The organism is Paenibacillus sp. FSL R7-0273, assembly GCF_000758625.1.
Lineage (GTDB): Bacteria > Bacillota > Bacilli > Paenibacillales > Paenibacillaceae > Paenibacillus_AQ.
Map to the genome: position 1 here is coordinate 1824939 of NZ_CP009283.1, position 24284 is coordinate 1849222.

Annotated in this window: 19 protein-coding genes; 11 read left to right on the plus strand and 8 right to left on the minus strand. The window is 54.0% G+C overall.

The window, feature by feature from the left end; genetic code table 11:
• Positions 1–3: 3 nt before the first annotated feature.
• Entirely contained in the window at positions 4–852 is an 849-nt protein-coding gene (locus R70723_RS07835; protein ID WP_047171059.1) for a carbohydrate ABC transporter permease, read from the plus strand.
• 90 nt (positions 853–942) lie between these two features.
• Here R70723_RS07835 and R70723_RS07840 read toward each other — a convergent pair whose 3' ends face one another.
• The 5 genes from R70723_RS07840 to R70723_RS07860 all read right to left on the minus strand — a co-directional run bounded on the left by R70723_RS07840 (position 943) and on the right by R70723_RS07860 (position 8120).
• Positions 943–1824: a carbohydrate ABC transporter permease gene (locus R70723_RS07840; RefSeq protein ID WP_039871145.1), complete on the minus strand. Its 882-nt coding sequence runs from the start codon at positions 1822–1824 to the stop codon at positions 943–945.
• Between the two features lie 12 nt (positions 1825–1836).
• Positions 1837–2778: an ABC transporter permease gene (locus R70723_RS07845; RefSeq protein ID WP_047171355.1), complete on the minus strand. Its 942-nt coding sequence runs from the start codon at positions 2776–2778 to the stop codon at positions 1837–1839.
• Between the two features lie 93 nt (positions 2779–2871).
• On the minus strand, positions 2872–4503 hold the full coding sequence (locus R70723_RS07850; protein ID WP_047171060.1) for an extracellular solute-binding protein: 1632 nt from the start codon (positions 4501–4503) through the stop codon (positions 2872–2874).
• 260 nt (positions 4504–4763) lie between these two features.
• A complete protein-coding gene (locus R70723_RS07855; protein WP_047171061.1) occupies positions 4764–7136 on the minus strand; it encodes a helix-turn-helix domain-containing protein in 2373 nt (790 codons plus the stop codon).
• A 111-nt stretch (positions 7137–7247) separates the two neighbouring features.
• Positions 7248–8120: an AraC family transcriptional regulator gene (locus R70723_RS07860; protein ID WP_231574841.1), complete on the minus strand. Its 873-nt coding sequence runs from the start codon at positions 8118–8120 to the stop codon at positions 7248–7250.
• Positions 8121–8230: 110 nt separating this feature from the next.
• Here R70723_RS07860 and R70723_RS07865 point away from each other — a divergent pair, with 110 nt between their 5' ends.
• Both R70723_RS07865 and R70723_RS07870 read left to right on the plus strand, forming a co-directional pair.
• Positions 8231–9754, plus strand: coding sequence for a glycoside hydrolase family 31 protein (locus tag R70723_RS07865; protein ID WP_039871149.1), 1524 nt, complete (start codon positions 8231–8233; stop codon positions 9752–9754).
• Between the two features lie 137 nt (positions 9755–9891).
• Positions 9892–10383 (plus strand): pyridoxamine 5'-phosphate oxidase family protein, encoded by a 492-nt coding sequence (locus R70723_RS07870; RefSeq protein WP_039871151.1) that lies wholly within the window; start codon positions 9892–9894, stop codon positions 10381–10383.
• A gap of 75 nt (positions 10384–10458) precedes the next feature.
• On the opposite strand, the gene R70723_RS07875 is transcribed toward R70723_RS07870, so the two are convergent.
• From R70723_RS07875 to R70723_RS07885, 3 genes are all read right to left on the minus strand, one after another.
• Entirely contained in the window at positions 10459–12171 is a 1713-nt protein-coding gene (locus R70723_RS07875) for a methyl-accepting chemotaxis protein (RefSeq protein ID WP_039871153.1), read from the minus strand.
• 214 nt (positions 12172–12385) lie between these two features.
• Positions 12386–14665, minus strand: a complete 2280-nt coding sequence (locus R70723_RS07880) for an alpha-galactosidase (RefSeq protein ID WP_039878411.1) — start codon at positions 14663–14665, stop codon at positions 12386–12388.
• A gap of 51 nt (positions 14666–14716) precedes the next feature.
• Positions 14717–15703, minus strand: a complete 987-nt coding sequence (locus R70723_RS07885; protein WP_039871156.1) for a LacI family DNA-binding transcriptional regulator — start codon at positions 15701–15703, stop codon at positions 14717–14719.
• Positions 15704–15899: 196 nt separating this feature from the next.
• Here R70723_RS07885 and R70723_RS07890 point away from each other — a divergent pair, with 196 nt between their 5' ends.
• The 8 genes from R70723_RS07890 to R70723_RS07930 all read left to right on the plus strand — a co-directional run bounded on the left by R70723_RS07890 (position 15900) and on the right by R70723_RS07930 (position 24196).
• Complete coding sequence (locus R70723_RS07890) at positions 15900–17732, plus strand: sensor histidine kinase (RefSeq protein ID WP_039871158.1); 1833 nt, start codon at positions 15900–15902, stop codon at positions 17730–17732.
• Positions 17710–18822, plus strand: coding sequence for a response regulator transcription factor (locus R70723_RS07895; RefSeq protein ID WP_039871160.1), 1113 nt, complete (start codon positions 17710–17712; stop codon positions 18820–18822). The genes R70723_RS07890 and R70723_RS07895 overlap by 23 nt, the downstream gene beginning before the upstream one ends.
• A 163-nt stretch (positions 18823–18985) precedes the next feature.
• On the plus strand, positions 18986–19321 hold the full coding sequence (locus tag R70723_RS07900) for a hypothetical protein (protein WP_039871162.1): 336 nt from the start codon (positions 18986–18988) through the stop codon (positions 19319–19321).
• A 59-nt stretch (positions 19322–19380) separates the two neighbouring features.
• Complete coding sequence (locus tag R70723_RS07905; RefSeq protein ID WP_052421141.1) at positions 19381–19695, plus strand: helix-turn-helix domain-containing protein; 315 nt, start codon at positions 19381–19383, stop codon at positions 19693–19695.
• A 5-nt stretch (positions 19696–19700) separates the two neighbouring features.
• Positions 19701–20633, plus strand: a complete 933-nt coding sequence (locus tag R70723_RS07910) for an IS3 family transposase (RefSeq protein ID WP_052421140.1) — start codon at positions 19701–19703, stop codon at positions 20631–20633.
• 419 nt (positions 20634–21052) lie between these two features.
• On the plus strand, positions 21053–22372 hold the full coding sequence (locus R70723_RS07920; RefSeq protein WP_039871168.1) for an ABC transporter substrate-binding protein: 1320 nt from the start codon (positions 21053–21055) through the stop codon (positions 22370–22372).
• Between the two features lie 83 nt (positions 22373–22455).
• Positions 22456–23334 (plus strand): carbohydrate ABC transporter permease, encoded by an 879-nt coding sequence (locus tag R70723_RS07925; protein WP_039871170.1) that lies wholly within the window; start codon positions 22456–22458, stop codon positions 23332–23334.
• 16 nt (positions 23335–23350) lie between these two features.
• A complete protein-coding gene (locus tag R70723_RS07930; RefSeq protein WP_039871171.1) occupies positions 23351–24196 on the plus strand; it encodes a carbohydrate ABC transporter permease in 846 nt (281 codons plus the stop codon).
• Positions 24197–24284 lie beyond the last annotated feature (88 nt).

A 24284-nucleotide genomic window follows, 5' to 3' on the forward strand; every position in this document is an offset into this window, starting at 1 on the left:
GCTATGATGCCAAATACAAAAAAGAATGCCAGCAGGCTGACGGTACACCTGGTATGCCTCCTGATCGGGATCGTCTCGCTGTATCCGCTTGTCTGGATGGTGGCCAGCTCCCTAAAAGAAAGCTCCCAGGTGTTTGTAAGCGCGCATTCGCTGATTCCGACCAGCTGGGATTTCGGCAGCTATATCAGCGGCTGGCGCGGGTTTGCCGGGATTACCTTCGGGACCTTTTTCAAGAATACCATTATTATTGTCTGCTCAGTTGTGACAGGGACGCTTGTCTCCTGCTCCCTGATTTCTTACGGCTTCGCCAGAATACCGTTCAGGCTGAAAGGCTTCTGGTTCGCAACCGTCATGCTGACACTGCTGCTGCCGGGGCAGATTGTGCAGATTCCGCAATATATTATTTTTTATAAAATAGGCTGGGTCAATACGTTCCTGCCTTTGATTGTTCCGGCCTTTTTCGGCTCAGCGTTCTTTATCTTCCTGCTGCTGCAGTTTATCCGCACCATTCCCTATGAGCTTGATGAAGCGGCCAAAATTGACGGCTGCAGCCGGTTCGGCATTTTCTACCGGGTTATTCTGCCGCTGATCAAGCCGGCGCTGGTCACCGCGGCCATCTTTGAATTTTACTGGGCCTGGGATAACTTCTTCGGTGCGCTGATCTATCTGGGCAGACCTCAGCTGTACACGCTCAGTGTAGCCCTCCGGCTGTTCGCCGACCCGAGCTCCGGTACGGACTGGTCCGCGATGTTCGCGATGGCTACCTTGTCGCTCATTCCGCCCATTCTGGTCTTCTTCATATTCCAGCGCTATATTGTTGAAGGAATCAGTACAACCGGATTAAAAGGATAAGCCCGGCTGCTCCGGCAGCACAATAAACATGCGGTGCGCCGATAATAGCGTACCGCATGTTTTGCTTTTAACGGAGTATCCGGCAACCGGTTACCCCTTCACCGCACCGATCATGACACCCTTCTCGAAATACTTCTGCACAAAAGGATATACAACCAGGATCGGCACCGTTGCTACGATAATCGTAGCGTATTTAATGGTCTCCCCGATCATGAACTGGTCGGCAGAGCTGGCTCCGGTGGACATATTGTCGGTGGAATTGGCGATCAGAATCTCGCGGAGCACCAGCTGCAGCGGGAACAGGTCCCGGTCCTTCAGGAAAATGGATGCGTAGAACCATGCGTTCCATTTCTCTACTGCATAATAGAGAATCATAACGGCTACTACTGGCTTGGACAGCGGCAGGATAATCCGGAACAGGATCGTCAGATGGTTGGCCCCGTCAATCTTTGCCGATTCCTCCAGGCTCTCGGGGATGGCCGAGAAGGAGGTGCGCATGATGATCAGGTTAAATGTGCTCACAGCGAATGGGACAATAGTGGCCCACAGGGAGTCGATCAGGCCGACATTTTTGACGATCAGGTAGAGTGGAATCAGTCCGCCATGAAAGAACATGGTGAAGATAATCAGGAAGGTGAACAGATTGTTCCACATCACGTTCCGTCTGGATAATACGTAGGCTGCGACCGCAGTCAGGAACAGGTTAAGCGTAACCCCGACAACGAGAATGAACAGCGTATTTCCATACCCCTTGATGATGCCGGGATTACTGAATACACTCTTATAAGCTTCAAGGCTGAAGCCCAGCGGCTTAAATAGAAAGCCCTTGTTCGCAACCAACTGCGAGGACTCACTGAAGGAAGCGAAGGTGACGTACAGCAGCGGATACAGGGTAACGATGACCAGCAGAATGAGTGCGGTGTTGATAATCCAGTCAAAAGCTTTATTTTTCAGGCCGTTTTCGGCTTGCATCATATTTTCCTCCTACCATAAGCTGCTCTTGTTGACCTTACGGCTGATATAGTTGGCCGAGATGAGCAGAATCAGATTCACAAGCGAGTTGAACAGGCCGACTGCCGAGCTGTAGCTCCAGCCGAATTCCAGCAGACCTTTGCGGTAGACAAAGGAGGAGATAACATCAGCGGTTTCATAGGTAACCGGGCTGTAGAGCAGGATGATTTTTTCAAAGCCGACGTTCAGCATGTTGCCCATCCGCAGAATGAACATGATGGTGATCGTAGGCAGAATCCCCGGCAGCGTGATGTACAGCATCTGCTTCAGGCGGCTGGCCCCGTCGATCCGGGCGGCCTCATATTGCTCCTGGTCGATACCCGCCAGTGCGGCGATGTAAATAATGGATTCCCAGCCGATCTTCTGCCAGATTTCGGACAGGATATAGACCGGACGGAACAGGCCCGGCTTCTGCAGCATGGCGGCTCCGTCATAGCCGAACAGGGAGAAAAGGGAGTTGATGATTCCGTTGCTGTTGGTGAAATCGGTAATCATACCGCAGATAACAACAAGGGAGATAAAATAAGGCATATAGGAAACGGTCTGAACGACCCGTTTGAAGGCCTGGTTTCTGACTTCATTGATCAGCAGCGCAAGAATAATCGGAGCCGGAAACATGAAAATGATGGAATACAAGCTGATGACCACCGTATTCTTCAGAATGCGCCAGAAATAATAGCTGGAGAAAAAGTCGCGGAAATGCTGGAGTCCGACCCATTCACTGCCCATAATTCCTTTCATCGGTGAAAAATCCTTAAAGGCGATTACTGCCCCGTACATCGGTGCATAGTGGAAAATAACATAGTAAAGCAAGACAGGTATCATCATAAAATACAGCAGCTTGTTAAGCTTGAAATCACGAATGAAGCGCTGTTTGAAGCTGTTATGCGAAGACGCGGTTTTGTATCCGCTCATCGGTGCCAGTTTAGACATGGTTTTCTGCTCTCCTCCTTAAAGGAAGCAGGGAGAGGATGTCTCCCGCCTGCTCCGTTTTATACCTTCTTTGGTCTAACGCTGCAAATACCGCTCCAGCGCCGCCTGTTTAATTTCGATTGCCCGGGATAGCTTGACGGAATTCAGCTTATCCAGATACCCGCTATAAGCTTCCAGCGGTTCAGTCCCGAGAATGATCTTCAGGGTCATTTCATCTACAAGGGTGTTTACATCCGCCATAATGTTGGCGAATTCTGCACTTTCCTCCGGGGTTGGGGTAACGAGCGGAATCTGGTATTTGGCCATATCCGTTTTTTGCCACGTTGCTACGGCTTCCTGCTGCTCAGGCAGGTTCAGATACTGCTCGGAGACCCGTTTGTCAGAAACAAAAGGCCCCATGGTATTGCCGCGGATATAGAGTGACATCGCCTGAGCCGGAGCCAGCTTCTCAGGATTGTTCATCAGCAGATCGGTAAATACCGGCTCACCGTTTTCTAGGGCATAGCTGACGCCTTCGGTTCCGAAGTTAAACAGCATACTGCCAGCTTCGCTGTAGCCGTAATCCAGCAGCTTTACTGCAAGCTCGGCATTCTTGGAGGTGGCCGAGATCGCTACCATACCGCCGGTGGACATGAAGTAGTCTCTTTGTCCAAACTTAGGCGTTGTTCCTTTTTCGAGCACCGGATACGGCGCTGCTATAATTGAAGCCTTAGAGTCCTTTTCTTTGAGGATCGGCGTCCATTTGCCAATGCCGCCGCCGGAGTTGCCCCAGGTAGCCCCGGTTGCACCCGATGTAATATTCGCGTCCATCACCTTGGAATCCACTGTAGCCACGTCTTTATCCAGCAGCCCTTCGGCATACCACTGGCGGAACAGGCTCAGGAAATCCTTATAGCCCGGCTCGGCAGGGCCAAACTTCACTTTTCCGTCCTCCAGATAGAAGTCACGGGTAACGCCGAACGCACCTACAAAAGCGCCGTTGCCCAGTTCATTGAATACACGCGGCTTGCCGACGAAGGAGATCGGTGCGGCGGCCCCTTTTTTCTCCTTAAACGCTTTCAAGGTTGCTGTCCATTCATCAATCGTTTCAGGCACAGGCAGACCCAGCTCATCGAGCCAGTCCTTGCGGATGACCGGGCCCTGGAAGGTCAGGAGGGATTCATCCCCGCGGATAAAAGGAAAGGCATAATAGCTTCCGTTATCGGTTTTGACCATTTTCTCAACCTCGGGATGCTCCTGCAGATACTTTTTGTAATTCGGAGCGTATTTGTCGATCAGCTCATTCAGCTCCAGAATGTAGCCGTCCTTGATTGCTTTCTCCGGTCCGCCGGGGAAGCCGAAAAAGTTATATTCCAGCATATCCGGCAGCTCACCCGATGCCAGCATGACGTTAAAGGATTCATCGATCTGGTTGGTTGGAGGGGCAGTGAAATCTACTTTGATCCCCGTCTGCTTTTGCCATTCCTGATAGAAGGGAACCTCAGCATGCTCTGATCTTACTCCGGTCAGCGCATTCGGCAGTGCTCCCCAATACGTAAGCGTCTTATCTGTCTCAATCGGATACGTCACTGCCGCAGCTTCTGTAGACGAATCCGTGGATGGGGCTGCCTCCTTGTTCCCGTTGTTGCCCGAGCATCCTGTAAGCGTGCTTCCCGCTAAGAGGAATGTCATGAGCGAAAACATGATCCTTCTGCTTGCTCTTCTCATTCTTGTTAACCTCCCTGAATGTGCTTTCTGAGCTTATCTTTCTGAACCTGCCGTGCAGCGGCGGCTCATGCCCTAACTATAAAGTCCGCCCGGCGTAACTGTACATGCGCAGTATATCCAATGGGATTGAAACCTGTAGGTTCAGCATCGGCAAAATAGACAAATGGATAGGCGAATGGGGGTCGGGGGCCTTTTTCTGCCTAAAACAGTATAAAAAATCCCCGTCCGCCATACAGGATGGCAGGCAGGGAAGAGAGGAGTCAACCATCGATGGTCTCTTTATATTTGCCGGGGGTGATGCCCTCAAGCTTCTTGAACGTACGGATATAAGTGCCGACATCATTGAAGCCGGATTTCTCCGCCGCCTCCTGGACGGTCAGCCGTTTATCCGCGATCAGCTGCTTAGACCAGTCAATCCGTTTCTTGTTGATCTTATCCAGCAGGCCTTCACCGGACTGCTCCTTGAACAGCCGCGACAGGTAGGTGGGCTTCATATCAAACTGCTGGCCGAGGAGGGAGACGTTTAAGCCAGGATCCGTATAATGGTTATCGATAAAAGCGGAAACCTCGCTGATCAGCTCCGTCAACGCGCGCTGGCGGTTCTCCTGCACATTCTGCAGGCGTCTGGCTGCGGCGTAATCACAGACCTCCCCGAGCATGCTCTCAAGCTGCTCCTGCATTTCCGAGAGCGTCTCGGAGGAGGAGAGCCTGTCAATGATCTTGGGGTTCTGGATCAGGATATTGTCCCGGCCCGCGCCAAGCTCGCCCATGCTTTTGATTAATGTACCGGCCAGATCGAGAATCAGACAGCGGGCCAGCGGCAGCTTGACCGGGTGGGCCGAGAAGTTCATCTGCAGAATATCCTCGAGGGCCGCCCTGGCCGCCGGGAAATCCCCGACCTTGACGTAATTGATCAGCTGCTGCTCACTCTGGAGCGGATAATAATAGCCGGAATCGGTATCCGCCTGGATGCTGTACCGCTGAATGTCCTCATAGGCGAGAATCTCCTGCTTGCCCATCACCAGCTTATATTCCATAGCCTCCAGCGCTTCCTGATAGGCCTGCGGAACATGCTCCAGGCCGCTGTGAACCCGGCTGATGGATACCGTAATATAAATGCTGTAGGTCCGGGCAAGAAAATCCTGGGCGGACCGGGCTGCCTGGAGCAAATCCCCGGCCTGCTCTTCCGGAGACAGCCCGGACAGACTGACAAGGCAAGGCATGGCGTCATCATTTTCCACCAGATAACCCCGGTGTCTGACATTGACCAGCTCCTCCACAACGTTGCGCACGATAAAATGCAGCAACCGCAGCTTTTCCTCAGCCGTCTTTCCCTGAACCCTTTCCAGAAAAATATCCACATCCTCCATGTAGAACAGCAGAATCCCGAAATCTGCGGACAGCAGCCGGATATCAAAGGCAGTCAAGGCTTCAGCCAGCGGAAGCTCATGGTCCCGCTTGCCCTTGAACCATTTCATCATGTAGCCGGAGCGCAGGCTGTAATGCTGCTTTTTCATCTCCAGCATCATGTTGTCCAGATCGCTTAAAGTACTGTCCACGGCCTGCTGGATAAAATGAAATTCGTTCGCCGCTTTCTCCCGGAGAGCCGCTTTATTATTGAAAGCGTGTACAATTTTCCGCAGCGGATTGTAGTTTTTACGCAGAAAGATGTAGGTTAGGCATCCGCCGCCGAGCAGGCTGGCCAGAATGCTGATATAAGTGAGCTTGCGGACAAGCTCCGCCTTCTTCCAGTAGACCTCACTGGGAACGAGGGAAATATATTTAAGATTGGATACCGCAGACTGGATGGAAAACACCTCGTACTGCCGGCCTCCCGACTCCCAGATGAACATGCCGCCGGACTGGGTATCAAAGGGAAGCCTGGCGGGAAGCTCCTCACTTGAGCTGGATACCAGCACATTGTTATCGGCGTCTGCAATCAGTACATGCCCCTTGCTGAAAGCCTCGATGTTAAGCAGGGAGGTAAGGATATTGGATTTGTCGATCAGGATAACATTGGCACCTGAAGGCTTGCCCTCCTCGTAATCATAGGTGCTTACATAGGCGAGCGCATCCACGGAAACCCCGTTCTCATTGTTGCGCTTAACGGGCACGAAGCCCTTGAACTTTTGGCGCTGCAGAATATCCGTCCATTCCTCATAGCTGAGCATACTGGAATTATGATGCTCATTGTAGGCAAACCTCGCACTCCGGTATACGCCGGGAAGCAGGACGGTATCCCTGGCCGCCAGGTAGATATAGAACAGGTCGGTCTCGCCGTAAGCCGACTGATAGAGGGACATGTCCTTGGTGGCATCGTAAAGGTCATACATATATTCTTCCGGAAAAATAGCGTACTTGTGCTGATCGACCAGCTCACGGAATTTGGTATTCCAGTTCAGCTCGAAATCGAGCCGGTTGACCGCTTCAATCTGCTTGTCCATCAGCTCTCTTAATTGCCTGAGCAAGGAATTGTTGGCCAGATGGATCTCGTCAGCCAGCATCCTGCTGGACTGGTAATAGACGATTGAGCTCAGCGCGACCGGCAGCAGCAGCACGGCCAGATAAGATAAAGTCCAGGTTAGCAGCACGCTCCGGCTGCCCCACCACCGTTTTTTTTGTGTAGTCCCCATCAGCATTCTCCTGTCGGTGCTTCCATTCTTTGACACGGTTTATTGTACAGGCACATCCGGCTGATTACAATTGACATTCTGGAGGCAGTTCTGCCGGAGCGCAGGCAAGGCTCACTCATAATAAATCGCATCGTACGGAAATTCCAGCTTTTTCAGCCGGTAATCCTTCGGGGTCATAGACATATATTCGCGGAATACCTTGCCGAAATAGCTTGGGCTGTCAAAGCCGCACTCACGGCCGATTTCCTGTATGGAAAGATCGGTGGTACGCAGCAGGGAGACGGCCGCCTCCACCCGCCGTTCCCTAAGATAGGCGAGCGGGGAGGTCTGCTCCGATTTCTGGAACAGCCGGCACAGATGATGCTTGTTGACCCCGCAATGCTCTGCAAGCAGGTCCAGAGTCAACGGCTCGGCGTAGTGCGCCCTCATGTATTTTTTGGCCTTTAGAATAATCGAGCTGGTAGCCGCGCTGATATCCTTGGAAATCTCACCGCTCGTCCGGACCAGAGTCAGCAGCCAGCTGTAGACCTGGGCGGAGAGCAGATATTTGTCGGTCACCTTCTCCTCGCCGATGGCCCGCAGCAGCTCCCATAACGCTGTGATCAGCGGGGAATCCGCCTCTCTGCGGATGACATGGCCCTCCTGGGCGATAACCATATCCCAGATCCGGGCTGCTTCAGCTCCTCTTATATTCAGCCAGAGAATTTCCCAGGGCTGGCTGTCCGGCGAGTAAAAGTAGCGGTAATTTCCGGGAACCTTGACCAGAAAGCCTGAGCCTTTAGTCAGGGGAATAAGCTGCTGGTCCGCCTCGATCCAGCCCTGCCCGCTGAGCGTATACTGAAAAATGACATGCCCCGAGTCCGGACGCTCATTGCCGTCAAAGCTGTATTCAGCATTTCTTATTCTCTGCCACCCGATGGAGCTGAGCATCAAGATTGAGATATCGTCATTATGAAAAGCAAATGCTGACGGCTCAGTCATCATTCATCCTCCTAAACCTAAAAGTCAATTTTGTTATATTATAGCGCACAACTTTTAGATTGTCTCAGGCGAGCCCCGCAGGTAAGATCGGATTAGAAAAAGGAGTGATTTCAATGTCAACGCATGAACAGATTATCAGGCTGCTTCCGGGTGAATACTGGTGGGGCGGACGTGCTGCAGACGGCAAAAGCATGCCTTACGGACAGGAGCTGTTCCGGGCAGATCTGGATCAGCATCATAACGGCAATCAGGCCAGTCCGCTGCTGCTCTCAAGCCTGGGGAGATATATCTGGAGTGAAGAGCCCTTTGCATTTCTTTTTGAGGACAGGTCTGTAACGGTAACAGGGAAGGGGGAGCTGATAGCCGGAGAGGGCTGCGGCAGCTTAAAAGGAGCGTTTGAGCATGTATCCCGCAGCTATTTTCCGCCAGCCGCCGGCATCCCGGAGGAGCTGCTGTTCACCGCTCCGCAATATAATCTGTGGATCGAGCTGCTGTACGAGCCGACCCAGGAAAAGGTGCTGCAGTATGCCCGCAAGGTGCTTGAGCACGGAATGCCGCCGGGCGTCATCATGATCGATGACAATTGGCATGAGCCTTACGGCACCTGGACCTTTCATTCCGGAAGGTTCCCTGATCCGGGCCGGATGGTCCGGGAGCTTCATGCCCTTGGCTTCAAGGTAATGCTATGGGTCTGCCCGTTCATCAGCCCGGATTCCCGCACCTTCCGCCAGCTGGAGCCTGCCGGAATTTTGCTGAAGAACCGGGAAGGCAAGACAGCCCTCCGGAAATGGTGGAACGGCTATAGCGCGGTTCTGGATTGTACAAATCCTGATGCGGTGAAGTGGATGCAGGAGCAGCTGGATACCCTGCAGCGGGAGTACGGGATTGACGGGTTCAAGCTGGATGCCGGCGACGCCGAATTTTATGAGCCGGATGACCAGGCTTTTATTCCGGCCACCACACGCAGCGGGCATAGTGAAGCCTGGGCGAGAGCCGGGCTGAAGTACAGGCTGAATGAGTACCGTGCCTGCTGGAAGCTGGCCGGCCAGCCGCTGGTGCAGCGGCTTAAGGACAAGGGCCATGCCTGGCAGGACAACGGGCTGGGCGACCTGATTCCTGACGGGCTCGCCCAGGGACTGCTTGGTTATGCCTATACCTGCCCGGATATGATCGGCGGTGGAGAATTCGGCAGCCTGACCTCGGCCAGGATTGATCCCGAGCTGTTCGTGCGGTATGCCCAGTGCTCGGCACTGTTTCCGATGATGCAGTTCTCGGCAGCTCCGTGGCGGGTACTGGATGAAGCGCATCTCGCTCTTTGCGTAGAGGCAGCCGCATTACATGCCTTGTTCGGGCAGGAGATTCTGGAGCTGGCCCGTCACGCCTCAGTCACCGGTGAACCCATTATTCGCCATATGGCTTATGAGTTCCCGGGCCGGGGCCTGGAGGCCGTTAAGGACCAGTTCATGCTGGGCAGCTCTGTCCTGGTTGCCCCGGTTATCCAAAAGGGCGGCAGACAGCGCCGTGTAATATTCCCGGAGGGCATCTGGACCGGGGATGACGGCAGCACCGTTACCGGCCCGGCCGGGCTGGAAATCGATGTGCCGCTCAGCCGGCTGCCTTATTACCGGAGGGGCTGATTCTTGCCGGGCTGCTGCGCAGCAGCTGTAACGGACCGTAGCACAATTCACAGATAGCCGCCCGCGTGTTTTGGTTAATAAATGGTATGTCTTTGGACAACCTATTACCTAACACGGAAGAAATGAGGCGATTAAGCATGTCAACTTTGAATAATAGTCACCAGGAGGCCGTTGAGACGGTGCGCAAGCTGATCAAGGGCATTGATACGGCGATGTTCACCACGATTTCACCTGAAGGTCTGGTGTCCCGGCCGATGAAGACGCAGGAGGTTGAATTTGACGGAGACCTCTGGTTTTTGACCAAAAAGGATACCAGCAAGTTCGACGAGATTCTGCACGACCCGCGGGTGAATGTGGTATATGCCGATAAATCCTATGTCTCGATCCGCGGTGTGGCGAGAATTGTGAATGATGCGGCCAAGAAGAAGGAATACTGGAACCCGGGCTATGAAGCCTTTTTGAAGACCAGCTATGATGATCCGGAGGTCATCCTGATCCAGGTCCATGCCGAATCTGCTGAGTACTGGAAGAGCGGCAATCTGGCCGAGAAGGCGAGCTACATGTTCAAAAGAATAACCAATCAGGATACGGAGGATTCCAATCTTAATCAGACGGTTGAGCTGGAATAGAACGGACCCTGAATGGATAAGGAGCCCCGCTGCAAAAGCGGAGCTCCTTTTTGTCATACGGCTGTAAGCTGTATTTTAAATTTTGAACTGGTTTAAAATCTTCTGAAGATCATCAGCAAGACTGGCCAGCGCCTGGGCGGAGGAGGAGATCTCCTGCATGGAAGCCAGCTGCTCTTCAGTTGCGGCAGAAATATTCTGGGTGATGGAGGCGGAATCCCGGGCTACAGCGCTGACCTCGCCGATTGAATGATCGATGCCCGAAGTTCCCTCGGCCAGCATCTGGATGGCTTCGGCAATGTCTGCAATCTGGTCCACAAAACGGCTCACGGCTTCCTCAATGTTATGGAAGGAACGGCCGGCGTGATTGACAATGCTTAAGCCGGACTCTACCTCCTGTGAGGTTTTGTCCATCGTGGACAGGGTAACTTCTGTATCCTGCTGAATCAGCCGGATCAGCTGCGTGACCTGCTCTGCTGACCGGTCCGACTGCTCGGCCAGTTTTCTGACCTCCCCGGCGACAACTGCAAATCCGCGCCCGTGCTCCCCGGCTCTGGCTGCTTCAATAGAAGCATTCAGTGCAAGGAGGTTAGTCTGTGCAGAAATGCCGGAAATCACACTGATGATCTGTCCAATCTCAGCGGAGCGGTGATTCAGGCTGGAGACTGCTTCAAACAGGCTGTGCACATTGGAGGAGATCGAATTCATCTGGGCTGTTACTTCGGTAATAGCCTGGTTGCCTTCCGCAGACAGCCGGGAAGCATGCAGCGCGTCCTGCTTCATCTGCTCTGTATTGCCGGCAATAGTCTGCGTGTAACCGTTTATCTCCGTGATAGAGGCTGAGCTGCCTTCGACGAGTTGAACCTGCTTTTCCGTCCCGGTGGCAAGCTCCTGTACGGTCTCGGCAATATGCCCGCTTGCATGGCTGTTCTGCTCAGCGCTTGCGCTAAGCTCCTCAGAGGTGGAGGCGACGAAATGCGAGGATTCCTGGACGGTGCTGAAGATCGACTGCAGCTTGCCAGTCATTTCATTAAAGGAAGCGGATAGCCCGCCGATTTCGTCTTTAGAGACATAGCTGCTTTTTACGGTGAAGTCACCATGCTCGGCTTGCAGCAGCAGACCTCTTACCTCCTTGACCGGTCTGACAATCATGCGCGAGATCAGCAGGCCGAGGAAGACAAGCAGCACAAGCGTAGCAATCATGACGGATGAGGCAATAATCGTAATCCGGGTGACCCGGCTCTGATTATCCGAATTGATTTCCCCGGCTCCATCAACCTTGGATTGCTGCATTGCCTTTAGAGTATCATTAACCAGCTTGCGCTGGGATTCAATTTCTTCTGTATAGACTATATAGGCCAGCTCATTTTTGTTCTGAGAGGCTAATTCAATGACCTGCAGTCTCGAAGCTTCCAGCACCTCGGCCTGCTCATGATACTGGGCTATAAGCTGACGCTCCTCTTCCCGGAGATGTGTCGCTTCAATCTCTCCAATCATGTCGTCAATTTCCGCCCATGCGGAAATAATTTCTTCATTTAATTCTTTTATACGGTCAGCCTTTTTGGTCGTCAGCAGCTCAAGTGTATAGGCATCACTTGCTCTGGCGTTGATCCGGATCTGCATGACGGTTTTGAGCGGGATAAGATTCTCCTCGTACATTACTGTAGATTTATCGGCCATTATATTCGTGTAGACCTGCCCGATTGTTCCGATGGTAAGAAGAGAAGCTGCACTCACCAGGATGAGAATCATAAGCTTTTTTGCAATACCCAGGTTTTTTAACAGTCTCATACAGGATGTCCCCTTTGTTTCTCTATAATGTTAATTATTTTAACTGAATATATATCGACAGAATACAGCTGTTTGTTGAGCACACAGGGGAGAATTCCGGGGCTTTTGTACTGGTAAAATAGAGAAAAGGGTATTCATCTCCGGGACGGAGAAAAATACCCTTTTTTGCTGCATTGCTATTGCTGTAATCAGCTGGCTGAGTGGTGGAGCAAGCTTAGCGTTTTACTGCTCTCAGACGGTAGGTGCAGCTGGTGAAATCGCCGCGCAGATCGGAGACCACGAGCCCGATGCGCATCAGACGGTCGCCGCCGTAAGGTGTGCCGTCAAAGGCAGGCTGGAACGGAGCTGTGCTGTCGGCAGCTGCATCCGCAGCGCCATGGCTGTCCGTGCTGCCGGCTGCTCCGGTTTCAAGCACATAGTCCAGCTCAGGATCAAGTCCCTTGAGCGTGAGCCGCGTTATCGGAGCGTTTGGCTTGGCGAGCACACGGAAGTAGGCCACGAAGGCTTCTGTTTTGTCTTCGCTGACGAACATCCAGGCGGTATCGCCGCTGCCCTCGAACGGGCTTAGCAGGCGGTACATATCCCCTTGCTGAACGAGTGAGCGGATCTCCTTGTACTGGGCGATCTGCTGTGCAGCGAGGCTCTTTTCGGCTTCAGTGAATGCTGTAAGATCAAGCTCATAGCCGAAGTTGCCGCTCATGGCCACATCGCCGCGGATCGCAAGCGAGGTTGTGCGCTCTACCTGATGGTTCGGCACGGCAGAGACGTGCGCGCCCATGCTGCTGGCAGGGTACACAATGCTGGTGCCGTATTGAATCGCGAGACGCTCGATTGCATCAGTGTCGTCGCTGGTCCAGGTCTGCGGCATGTAGAACAGCATGCCCGGATCAAACCGGCCGCCGCCGCCGGAGCAGCTCTCGAACAGGATGTCAGGGAAGCGCGAGGTCAGGCGCTCCATCAGATTGTACAGGCCGAGCATGTAACGGTGTGCGGTTTCCTTCTGCCGTTCAGGAGCTGCCGCAGCAGAGACAATCTCGGTCATGTTGCGGTTCATATCCCACTTGACATACGTAATCGGTGCGCTGGCGAAGACGGCGCTCAAGGTTTCGTACAGGTAATCGCAGACCTCCGGACGCGAAAGGTCAAGAATCAGCTGGTTGCGCGCCTCGGTGCGGCGGCGCCCTTCAGCGTGCAGGCACCAGTCCGGGTGCTTGCGGTACAGCTCGCTGTCCGGCGAGACCATCTCCGGCTCGACCCACAGGCCGAATTGCAGGCCTTCGTCGTTTACACGGCCGGCAAGCTCAGCAAGGCCTCCGGGCAGCTTGCGGCTGTGCTCGAACCAGTCGCCGAGCGAGCTGTCATCGTTGTCACGCTTGCCGAACCAGCCGTCGTCAAGGACGAACAGCTCGATTCCAAGCGGTCCGGCTTCCTTGGCAATGGCCGTAATTTTGTCGGCATCAAAGTTAAAATAAGTCGCTTCCCAGTTGTTGACCAGAATCGGACGGACCTGGTCACGGTGAACGCCGCGGCACAGACGGGTCCGGTACAGCCGGTGGTAGGTGCGCGACATGCCGCCCAGCCCTTCGCCGGAATAGACGAGAATGGCCTCCGGGGTCTGGAAGGTTTGGCCCGGCTCCAGCAGCCAGGAGAAATCAAACGGGTTAATCCCGATATTTACGCGGGTTGTACCGAACTGCTCCACCTCGGCAACAGCTGCAAAGCTGCCGCTGTATACAAGGCTGAAGCCGAATACATCGCCGTGATCCTCATCCGCACCGGGACGCAGCAGCGCCAGGAAAGGGTTAAGCTGGTGGCTGCTTGAGCCGCGGCGGCTCTCCAGCGATACGGCAGCGCCGGGAACAAGCGCACGGCGCTGGATGTGGCGCTCTCTCACCCAGGCTCCGCTGAGGTGCAGGGTATCGTAGGAAGAATCGGCAAAATCGACCGACGCGCTCAGCGCCTGCTCCAGCCGCAGCGGCTCTGTGCCGTTATGCTCAAAGTGTACAGAGCGGGCAATTGCGCTGTGATTGGCGAAGACGGTGTACAGCAGCTTAACGGTAAGTCCCGCATAGTCGTCCTTCAGGGTAAGCTCCAGTGTCTGTGCTTCATTGTCGTTTTCCGCATATACAGCCGGAAGGCCTTCAAGCACCGGCTTACCGGAAGAAATAGCGTAGCCTGTGTATTTCAGCTCCGTGATCCGGCTGCCGTCGGCAAGCTGGGCCTGATAGGCTGGACGGCGGAAGTCACTCGTTCCATACTGCGGATACTCCTGCGGCAGGGCATCCAGGGACAGGGACGGTTTACCCGGCACGGGATTCGGTGAAAACGATGAACGCTCGCGGAGCTGAAGCGCATCAGTCAGGCTGCTGTCGTGGCGCAGGCGTGATCCCCAGTAGACATGGGATGGATAACCTTCAACGAGCTGGATAATATAGCTGGTATCTTTGGATTGAAGATGGAACAGGCCAAGCGATTCGTCAACATAAATGTTCATGCTCATGTTATTAACTCTCCTTGTTTAAGTGGTGATGTCTATACGGCGGAATTATTCCGTTGCCCCGCAGGTTCCTCTAATGATGAGCTTGGTGCCGATAATGGTATGCGACGGTGCCTCCCGGCCTTCAAAACGCTCGGCAAGCAGCTGCACAGCAGCCTTGCCCATCTGCTCCGGATATGCGCGGATAGTGGTCAGCGGCGGCTGGACGTAAGCCGCCATCTCGATATCGTCGAAGCCGACCATGGCCATCTCCTGCGGCACCTGCAGGCCATGCTCATGCAGGGCCCGAAGAGCGCCGACGGCGAGCGGGTCGCTGGCCGCGAAGCAGGCCGTCGGCCGTTTACCGCCGGAGAGCAGCTCGTCCATCATCCGGTAGCCGTCGGCACTGCTCCAGCTGCCGGTGAGCACCAGCGATGGGTCATAACAGCCCTGCTGCTGCATTACCCGCGCGAAATGATGGGCCCGGCGTTCTCCGCCGTCCCCGCCGCCGATAAAAGCGATATCGCGGTGGCCAAGGGCAAATAAATGGCCAAGCGCCTGATCCACTGCCTGGCGGAAATGCGTCCGTACCGAGTCATAGTCGGAACGCTCCTGATACTGGTCTACGAGCACGATTGTATCCGGGTCATCGTGCAGCCCTTCGAGGTCTTTGGGATCGAAGCCGCCTACAACGATAAGGCCGTCTCCCGGCCGGAGCATATGCTGCGGCGCCCGTCCGCGCAGTGTCTGGCCGAGCCGGATGCCCAGCTCCTCACAGCGCAGCTCCACACCGCGGCGGATCGAGCCGTAATAGGGATCATCCCGCTCTTCCTCGGGGGAACACCAGAGCAGAAGCGAGACCGTCTTGCCGCTGAGCTCGGTATCCCGTTTCAGCTGCTTCAGCCTTGAGGGCTTGTAATCAAGCTGTTCTGCAACAGCAAAAATCCGGGTCCGTGTATCCTCGCTGACAGACAGGGACTGATCGTTATTTAACACCCGCGATACGGTGGCGGCAGACACTCCGGCCTCACGGGCGATGTCTTTAATCGTTGCCAAGCTGCTCCCGCCTTTTTTAGTTAATAAATTTACTAAATATTATTCACGCCTTTATCCTACCACCAGGCTGGCGAATATTCAAGCAGACATTTTGCGGAAGCTGCCGGAATCCGGCCTGCGGCGGATAACGTCTTCTAAAGCCGGAACGATTATGTTACCATGTTGAATATTCATTTGAGGGCGGAGGAGAACCGGCTTGAACATTACAGCACTTATCGGGAGATGGTTTGGAAGGCTCCGCTTTAAAAGTAAGGTTATCGCGATTTTTCTTCCTTTGCTGATCCTGTCTCTGCTTATTTTGGGCGTATTGTCCAGTCATTTATTCAGCCGTTCGCTGATTAAGCAGACGACACGTAATGTAGCAGATGAGTCTCAGCTGATTCTGTCGCGCACCGATTATATTTTGCGCAGTGCCGAGACTGCAGCCAATATTATGGTCACGAACATCAACAGGCTGTATGAAACGTATCCCGGCGCCCGGACAGCTCCGCTGGAGCAGGTGCGCTTTGCCAATCTGATGCAGAGCCGGCTGTCCACGGACCTGTCGATATTCCGGGAAGTGGATGCGGCGGTATTTGTCGGCAAGGACGGCACGGTTTATCCGTCCTACAGCTCTGGAATGACTGAAGACGGCATTGCTGCCAGCGGCATGCTGGAGCAGGTTCTTGCCTCGGACAGCTATGGTGTCTCTCATTGGTTTGGGATGGAGCAGCGGAGCTATCTGACACCCGATCCGTCCGTACCGGTTCTGACACTTGGAAAAATAGTGATAAACATCGACACCGGCGATCCTCTCGGCACTTTGTTTCTGATGGTTAGGGAGGAGCAGCTGTCAGCATTTCTCCAGTCAAGTGATCCGTCCGCGCCTAAGGCTTATTATTTCATGGATGAACGGGGGCTCATTGTAGCTGCAGCGGATAAAAGCAGTCTGCTCCAGCCGGTGGAGCAATCGCTGGCAGCGGAAATCGGTGCCGCCGGCGGTTTGGCGGGTGAAGCCAGCCTCTCCTATCAGGAGGATGGTAATCTGGTCACGGTCAGCCATTACGGCCGGATGAACTGGGAGCTGATCAACGTCGTGTCACTCAAGCTTCTGACGGCTGATGTGCAGCAGAATGTCCGGCTGACTGCACTGGTCGGAGCGCTCTGTCTGATTTTTTCTCTGTTCGGGGCCAATCTGCTCTCGCGGAAGGTGGCAAGTCCGCTGGAGCGGCTGACCCGGGCAATGCGCCAGGTGGTGAGCGGTGACCTGCGTCCGGTGGCTGCAGCGAAAACCGGGGATGAGATCGGCACGATTGCCGAGGCATTCAACTTCATGGTCGGCCGGGTTGGTGAGCTGCTGGACAAGGTGACCGAGGAGCAGAACCGCAAACGGGAGTATGAGCTGGCTCTGATCAGCGCGCAGATAAAACCGCATTTTTTATACAATACGCTGGATACAATCTATGTGCTGAATGAGCTGGACCGCAATGAGGAAGCGCGTGATACGACTAAGGCGCTGGCGGACTTTTACCGGATGGTGCTAAACAAGGGCCGGGAGCTGATTATTCTCGAAAAAGAAGCGCAGATCACAGACGATTACCTCGCCATAATGCAGATCCGTTATCCGGACGTGTTCCGCTACGAAATCGATATTCCGCCTGAGCTGTCGGGTACGCCTGTTCCGAAGCTGTCCCTGCAGCCGCTTGTGGAGAATGCGATTTATCACGGGCTGAAAAAGAAGGGAAGCAAGGGGTTTATCCGGATTCAGGCCGGCATTGCCGGAGGTAAGGTAGTCGTTCAGGTATCAGATAACGGGGTAGGCATGGATGAGGAGCGGATTGAGGCAATCATGTCCGGAGATTCCCCGGAGGAGGGGACACGGTCCATCGGTACCTATAGTGTCCGGCAGCGGCTGAGCCTGTACTTCGGTGAGGAGTATGGCCTTAGTGTGAAGAGTGCCGCCGGTGAGGGAACCGTTGTGGAGCTAACCTTGCCGATGCTTGGAAATGAAAAGAGGGATGTGCACGATGTACAAGGTGATGATTGTTGATGATGAGCCGCTGTTCCGTGATTTTTTGCGGCTCAAAATGGACTGGCAGCGCTTCGGCTTCGAGGTATGCTGTGAAGCCAGAAACGGGCAGGAGGCGCTGGCGGAGGCGGATAAGCACCAGCCGCACTTGGCGCTGGTCGATATTAATATGCCCTTCATGGACGGGATTGAGCTGGCGGGCAAGCTAAAGGGCCGCTTCGAACGGATCGTCATTGTATTTATTTCCGGGCATAATGAATTTGAGTATGTGCAGAAGGCTGTCCGCACCGGGGTGCAGGATTATCTGCTTAAGCCGTTTAACGAAGCGGAGATGACAGAGATGCTGGAGCGCATCCGGCCGAAGCTGCCGCGCTTGTCCGGCGGACGGGAAGCCGGGCAGCAGGCACGGGATGCCGGCAAGGCGGAGGAGGGTACCTCCGGGCAGGATTCACCCGAGCTTGGCTCGGTGCGGGATGCCATCGTGCTAGGCCTGCGCATGAAGGATGCCGATGTGCTGGACGAGGTCCGCAAAGCGGTCAGACAGCTGCGCGGCAGCACCTGGGGAGACGAGTACGCGGACGCGATGATGATGGGGCTGCTCTCACTGGCTTTAACCTTTGCCGGGGAGCGCGGGTTTTCGTACAGCCGGGTCTGGGACAGCGGTGAGGACAAAGCACCCTATGACAGGCTGAAGGCCTGCACCTCCTGGGACGAGGCAGAGGAGTGGCTGACTGCCTTGTACCGTAGGGTCATCCAGCTGACGGAGGATGTGAAGCCGACCAAGGCATCCAGCCTGTTCACCGCAGCGATCCGCTATATTGAGCAGCATTATGCAGATGCGGAGCTGTCGGCTGAGCAGGTGGCAGGCGGTGTATATGTGGACTCCAGCTACCTGCGCCGCGTCTTCCGCAAGGAATCAGGCCATTCGATTGTCGACCACATCACCCACATCCGCATGAAAAAAGCCCGCGAGCTCCTGCTCGGCGGCAACCGCAGACTGGCCGACATCTCCGAGAGCGTCGGCTATGCGGACCCGAGCTATTTCAGCAAAAGCTTCAAAAAACGCTTCGGCGTAACCCCGACCGAATATGAGCAGCTGGTTCGGAAGTAGCCCGGGTGCGCCGGGCACGGGCGGCGATTGTACCTGCTGGCGGCTGCCGCCAGCCTGCCAGGCAGGGGGCGGCGCACCAGGCTTATTCTCACGCCAAGTCACAACAGCTCCGGCAGAATGCAGCAGCCCTCTTAGCTCCCGTTTTCCGTGCCCCAGGGGCGGAATGAAAGGCAAAAATGCCTTTGATTTCGCCGAAAGCGGGCCCGTTGGCGGAATGAGAGGCAAAAATGCCTTTGATTCCGACGAAAGCAGGCCAGTTGGCGAAATGAGAGGCACAAATGCCTTTGATTTCGCCGAAAGCGGGCCAATGGGCGAAATGAGAGGCATAAATGCCTTTGATTCCGCCCAAAGCGGGCCAGCTGGCGAAATGAAAGGCAAAAATGCCTTTGATTCCGCCGAAAGCGGGCCAATGGGCGAAATGAGAGGCATAAATGCCTTTGATTCCGCCGCAAACGGCCAAATGGGCGGAATGAGAGGCAAAAACTCCACAGCCCCCTAAAGAAGTTGGAGTCCTCCCCCACAAAAATGTAGACTAGATACAGGAGGAGGATGAACGGTATGGGACACTTAACAGGAACAAGAGAGAAGGCCGCGCAAGAGGTGTTGTCTGGCATTAAGGCAGCGGTGGTTGCCCGAAAGTATGGAGTGACCCCATCGACGGTGAATCAGTGGGTGAGAGATTACCGGGAAGCCCATGGGGAACAAGATCATCCGTATCCCCAAGATCAGGTGGAGGAACTGAAACGCCTGCTGGATGTCGAGCAGAAATACGAGAAGGCTGTGAAGATCCTCGGTGAAAAGGAGCTAGAGATTGAGATTTTGCGTGAACTGCTAAAAAAGCCAACCCCTGCTTATCCGAAAAAATCGAGGTAGCCGATATGTTCATTAAGCAGGGGAATAAAGCAGCGTTGGTACTACGTCTCGTGGGGCTAGCAGAGTCTACGTATTACGACCGTAAGAAACGCAAGTCACAGGATGCCCAGGCCGTACCTCAGGGGCGCGGAAGACCCGTACCCGGCTATTCCCTGACCGAGTCTGGAGAGAAGATTAGCGACGGGCAGATCCAGGAAATGCTTCTGGAACTGGTCGCTGGAGAAGAGCACGTGTACGGGTACAAGCTCCTGGCCAAGTGCTTATGGAACCAGCACAGCCTTAAGCTCAATCACAAGAAAAGCTACCGGCTGTGTCAGGCGCTGGAGATCCTGCAGCCCCAGCGTCACAAGCGCTTTAAGCATCCCCGGAAGCTGCCGGAGAACCGGGTTATTACCGGAGCGGGTCAGCTCTGGCAGATGGACATTAAGTACGGGTACGTGGCGGGCCGGGACCGGCATTTCTTCGTCCTGAGCATTATCGATGTGTTTACCCGTGTCATCGTCGGCTACCACCGCGGATCGTCGTGTGAGGCCAAGCACGCCTGCCAGACGCTGGGACGCGCCATGGAGCAGCACTGCGCCCAGGACAGTGCACGCCCGGTGATCCGCACCGACAACGGCCCACAGTTCGTCAGCCACCTGTTTGGTGACATGTGTGAAAGCTGGGAAATGACTCATGAACGCATTCCGCCTCGAACACCGGATTTAAATGCTTTTATTGAATCGTTCCACAGTAATATTGATCGGGATTTGTTCCGTAAAGAGGCATTCGAAACGTTCGACGAGGCCTATGAAGCCGTGGACCGGTACATGGATTTCTACAACAACCGGAGAATGCACACCAGCCTTCGCAACATGCCACCGGTTGAATTTTCAGAGTGGGTCATGGGCCTAGAAGACCGGTCCGCCTTCTTCTGGCCGAGGAAAAAAGCGAAATAAAGAGCATAGCTACGACAAGTACCGGTTTTATACTGAGGACTCCGGGATAAGGGGGTCTCACCGAAAATGCCTTTGATTCCGCCCAAAGCAGGCCAGTTGGCGAAATGAGAGGCATAAATGCCTTTGATTCCGCCGAAAGCGGGCCAATGGGCGAAATGAGAGGCATAAATGCCTTTGATTCCGTCCAAAGCGGGCCAGTTGGCGAAATGAGAGGCAAAAATGCCTTTGATTCCGCCCAAAGCGGGCCAGTTGGCGGAATGATCTCGTCACCCCACAGGGGTGACTTTTCTTTTTGTCCCGTTTTTTACGGGTAATGCCCGTTTAGTGCCTTAAGATCAGCAGCGGCCTGAGGCTATAATGTGAATGTAGCAAGCACAGCCTGGCCTAAAGACATATACTCGCACGAGGGGGATACAACAATGAATAATCAGCGCAAAGGTTTAAGTGCAATATTGATAACGCTTTCCATGACACTGGTGCTCTCAGCCTGCGGTGGCAATAATGCAGCTTCCGACGACAGCGCGGCTGCCAATACGCCGGCAGAGGGCGGTGCAGTCAAACTGAAGGTGTATGCCCAGCATTTTGACGATGATACCAAAGGGCCGTTTGATTACGCGGTAGCAGAGCTGAAGAAGGAAATGCCGGAGGTGGAGATCGAGCTGGACCCGGCGGTGCAGGACGGCAACCAGAAGCTGAAGACCTATGCTGCAACCGGAAACATGCCTGATATTTACTTCACAGACTGGGCGACACTGCAGACTTTTGCCAAATCCAAAAATGTAGAAGTGCTGGATGATTACGAGGCCACCACCGATTACAAAAACAGCCTGAACCCGGGCGTAGAATCGCGCCTGATTGCTCCGGACGGTCATGTATACGCCTATCCCGACACCGGCATTGAGTTCCAGGTGATCTATTACAACAAAACCATCTTTGAAGAATTAAGCATTGCCACCCCAATCAAGACCTACGACGAGCTGGCGGCTGCAGCCGGTAAATTGAAGGAAGCGGGCTATGTGGCGATGTCGATTTTTGCAAAAGAAAAATGGATCACTTCCGCGTTCTACAACGGTCTCGTAACCCGTGAGGAGGCTGCCGGCTTCGGCGCATTGGATCAGCAGGGGCTGACAGAGCTGCCGCAGTCATTCGTAACAGCAGCACAGCAGCTCGAAAAGCTGCAGCAGGCCGGATTGTTCGACGCCAACGCAACCAATACGAACTATGACCAGGCGTCCTCCCAATTCTATCAGGGGCGTGCAGGCATGTTCGTCAACGGCCAATGGGAAATCTACAGCTCGGCCGAAAAACTCGGTGACCAGGTAGACTGGATGTACTGGCCGGCTAAGGACGAAGCCACGTACGAGGCGTCCAAATTTAACATTGCGGGAGCGGGCTCCCCGCAGGGCTATGCTGTATCTCCGGCAAGCGATAACAAAGAAACTGCTGTTAAGGTAGCCGCCTTCCTGGCAGCCAAATCAGCGGAGTATAAATATACCCAGCTGGGCAGCCCGATCATTTCGCCTAAAACCGACAAGCCAATCGCCTCCGATGTACCGGCTATGATGCAGCGGATCGCTGATGAGCTGCTGCCGAATGCCAAGGAATATGCGAAGCTGCTGAGCAACACCCAGATTCAAAATGCGGTCAACGACAACACGCAGAATATGCTGGTCGACGGATTTAGTGCAGAGGATTTTGTCACCAACCTGAATCGTACGCTCGGCAAAGAAAATCAGTAATTTAGGAATTCTGATGCAGTCCCGACCCTGTGGCCCATGCCCCGGGGTCAGGCTGTAACAGGAATATGGAGGGAAAGAACCGCATGAATAAATACTTGGGAAATAAACCGGCACTGGCGCTGTTTCTGCTCCCTGCCCTGATATTATACAGTGTTATCCTCATCTACCCTGTCTTGCAGTCGGTAGTACGCAGCTTCTATGACTGGGACGGGCTGAGCACGGCAACCTTTGCGGGCCTGTCCAACTACCGTGAGCTGTTCAGTGATCCGCTGCTGGCCACTTCGCTTAAGAACGGGGCTTTGTTTGCCCTGGTGCTGGTTGTTTTCCAGATCGGGCTTGGCACCATTCTGGCGCTGGTCTGCGCCAATCCGCGGGTACGCGGGCGCAAGCTGCTGAAGACAGCTTATTTTATCCCGGTTGTACTGTCGGTTACCGTTGTCTGCCAATTATGGATCGCTATGTACGACCCGACGAACGGGCTGGTGAACAAGCTGTTCGATGTGCTGGGCATTCCTTATCAGCAGAACTGGCTGGTTTCACCGACGCAGTCAATTATTGCGATTGCTTTTGTCAACGCCTGGCAGTTTATGGGGTACCAGTTCTCGCTCTTGTATGCAGGAGTTAAAGCTGTGCCTGAGGATTACTTCGAAGCTGCAACGATTGACGGCTGCGGAAAATGGCGGGCTCACTGGCATGTAACCCTGCCGCTGATGCGCGAGACGTTCAAATTCTGCTTCACCATCGCCATCACCTCCGGGATCGGGGCGTTTGTACAGATGCTGATTATGACTAACGGCGGTCCGGGAACAACGAACTACACCTTGACCTTTATGATCTACCGTTATGCCTTCCTGGAGAGCAATTATGGTTATGCCTGTGCTGTATCAGTTTTGCTCGTGTTAATCTCGCTTGTAGCTACTGTTGTCATTAACAAAGTATTCGACCGCGGGCAGCATGCTTAATGGAAAGGAGCACAACATGAACTCAAAAACTACATTCCGGTCCATTGGCAGCTTCCTGCTGCAAATTCCGCTGTGGCTGTACTTTATTGTCTCTGTCTACCCGCTGTTCTGGATGATCTCCTATTCTCTGAAAAATAATGACGAAATCTTCGTCACCAACCCGTTCGGCTTCCCGACCCATTTCCGGTTCGAAAACTATGTGAACGCATGGACACAGTTTAATATTCCGCGCTATTTTATGAACAGCTTCATCGTTTCTATTATATCCACGCTGTTTATTCTGCTGCTGGCCCTGATGTTCGCTTTTGCCGTAGCACGGATGCAGTGGAAATTCCGCTCGGCGGTCAGAACGTATATGATTGTCGGAATGTTCATGCCGCTGCAGGTAATTATGATTCCGTTGGCCCTTCTTGTGCGTGATTTCCACCTTACCAATACGTACGGAGCACTAATCATTCCCTATATAGCTATCGGTCTGCCGTTCTCTACGATGGTGTTCTACGGATTCCTAGTGAGCATTCCCCGGGAAATAGAGGAGGCAGCCTGCATTGATGGGGCCAGCATCTACCGGCTGTTTGGCCGGGTTATTCTGCCATTGGCGCTTCCGGCGATTGCTACGATCGCGATTTTCCAATTCCTGAACAACTGGAACGAGTTCACTCTGGCCTACATTCTGATTTCGGATGAAAATATGAAAACACTGCCGCTCGGCCTGCTCTTTTTCCAGGGCTCTTACAGCACAGACTGGGGAGCGATGGGGGCAGTAATGACGATTGCTTCGCTTCCTATGGTACTTGTTTATCTGCTGCTGAGTGAGCAGGTGGAGCGGGCGATGACGGTAGGCTCTGCGGTAAAAGGCTGATTATTCCGGCAGAATACATTTTGCAGGTATAACAGCAGGACTAACAGGAGTGACAGGATTAGCAGGACTAATATGATGTAAACCGGAT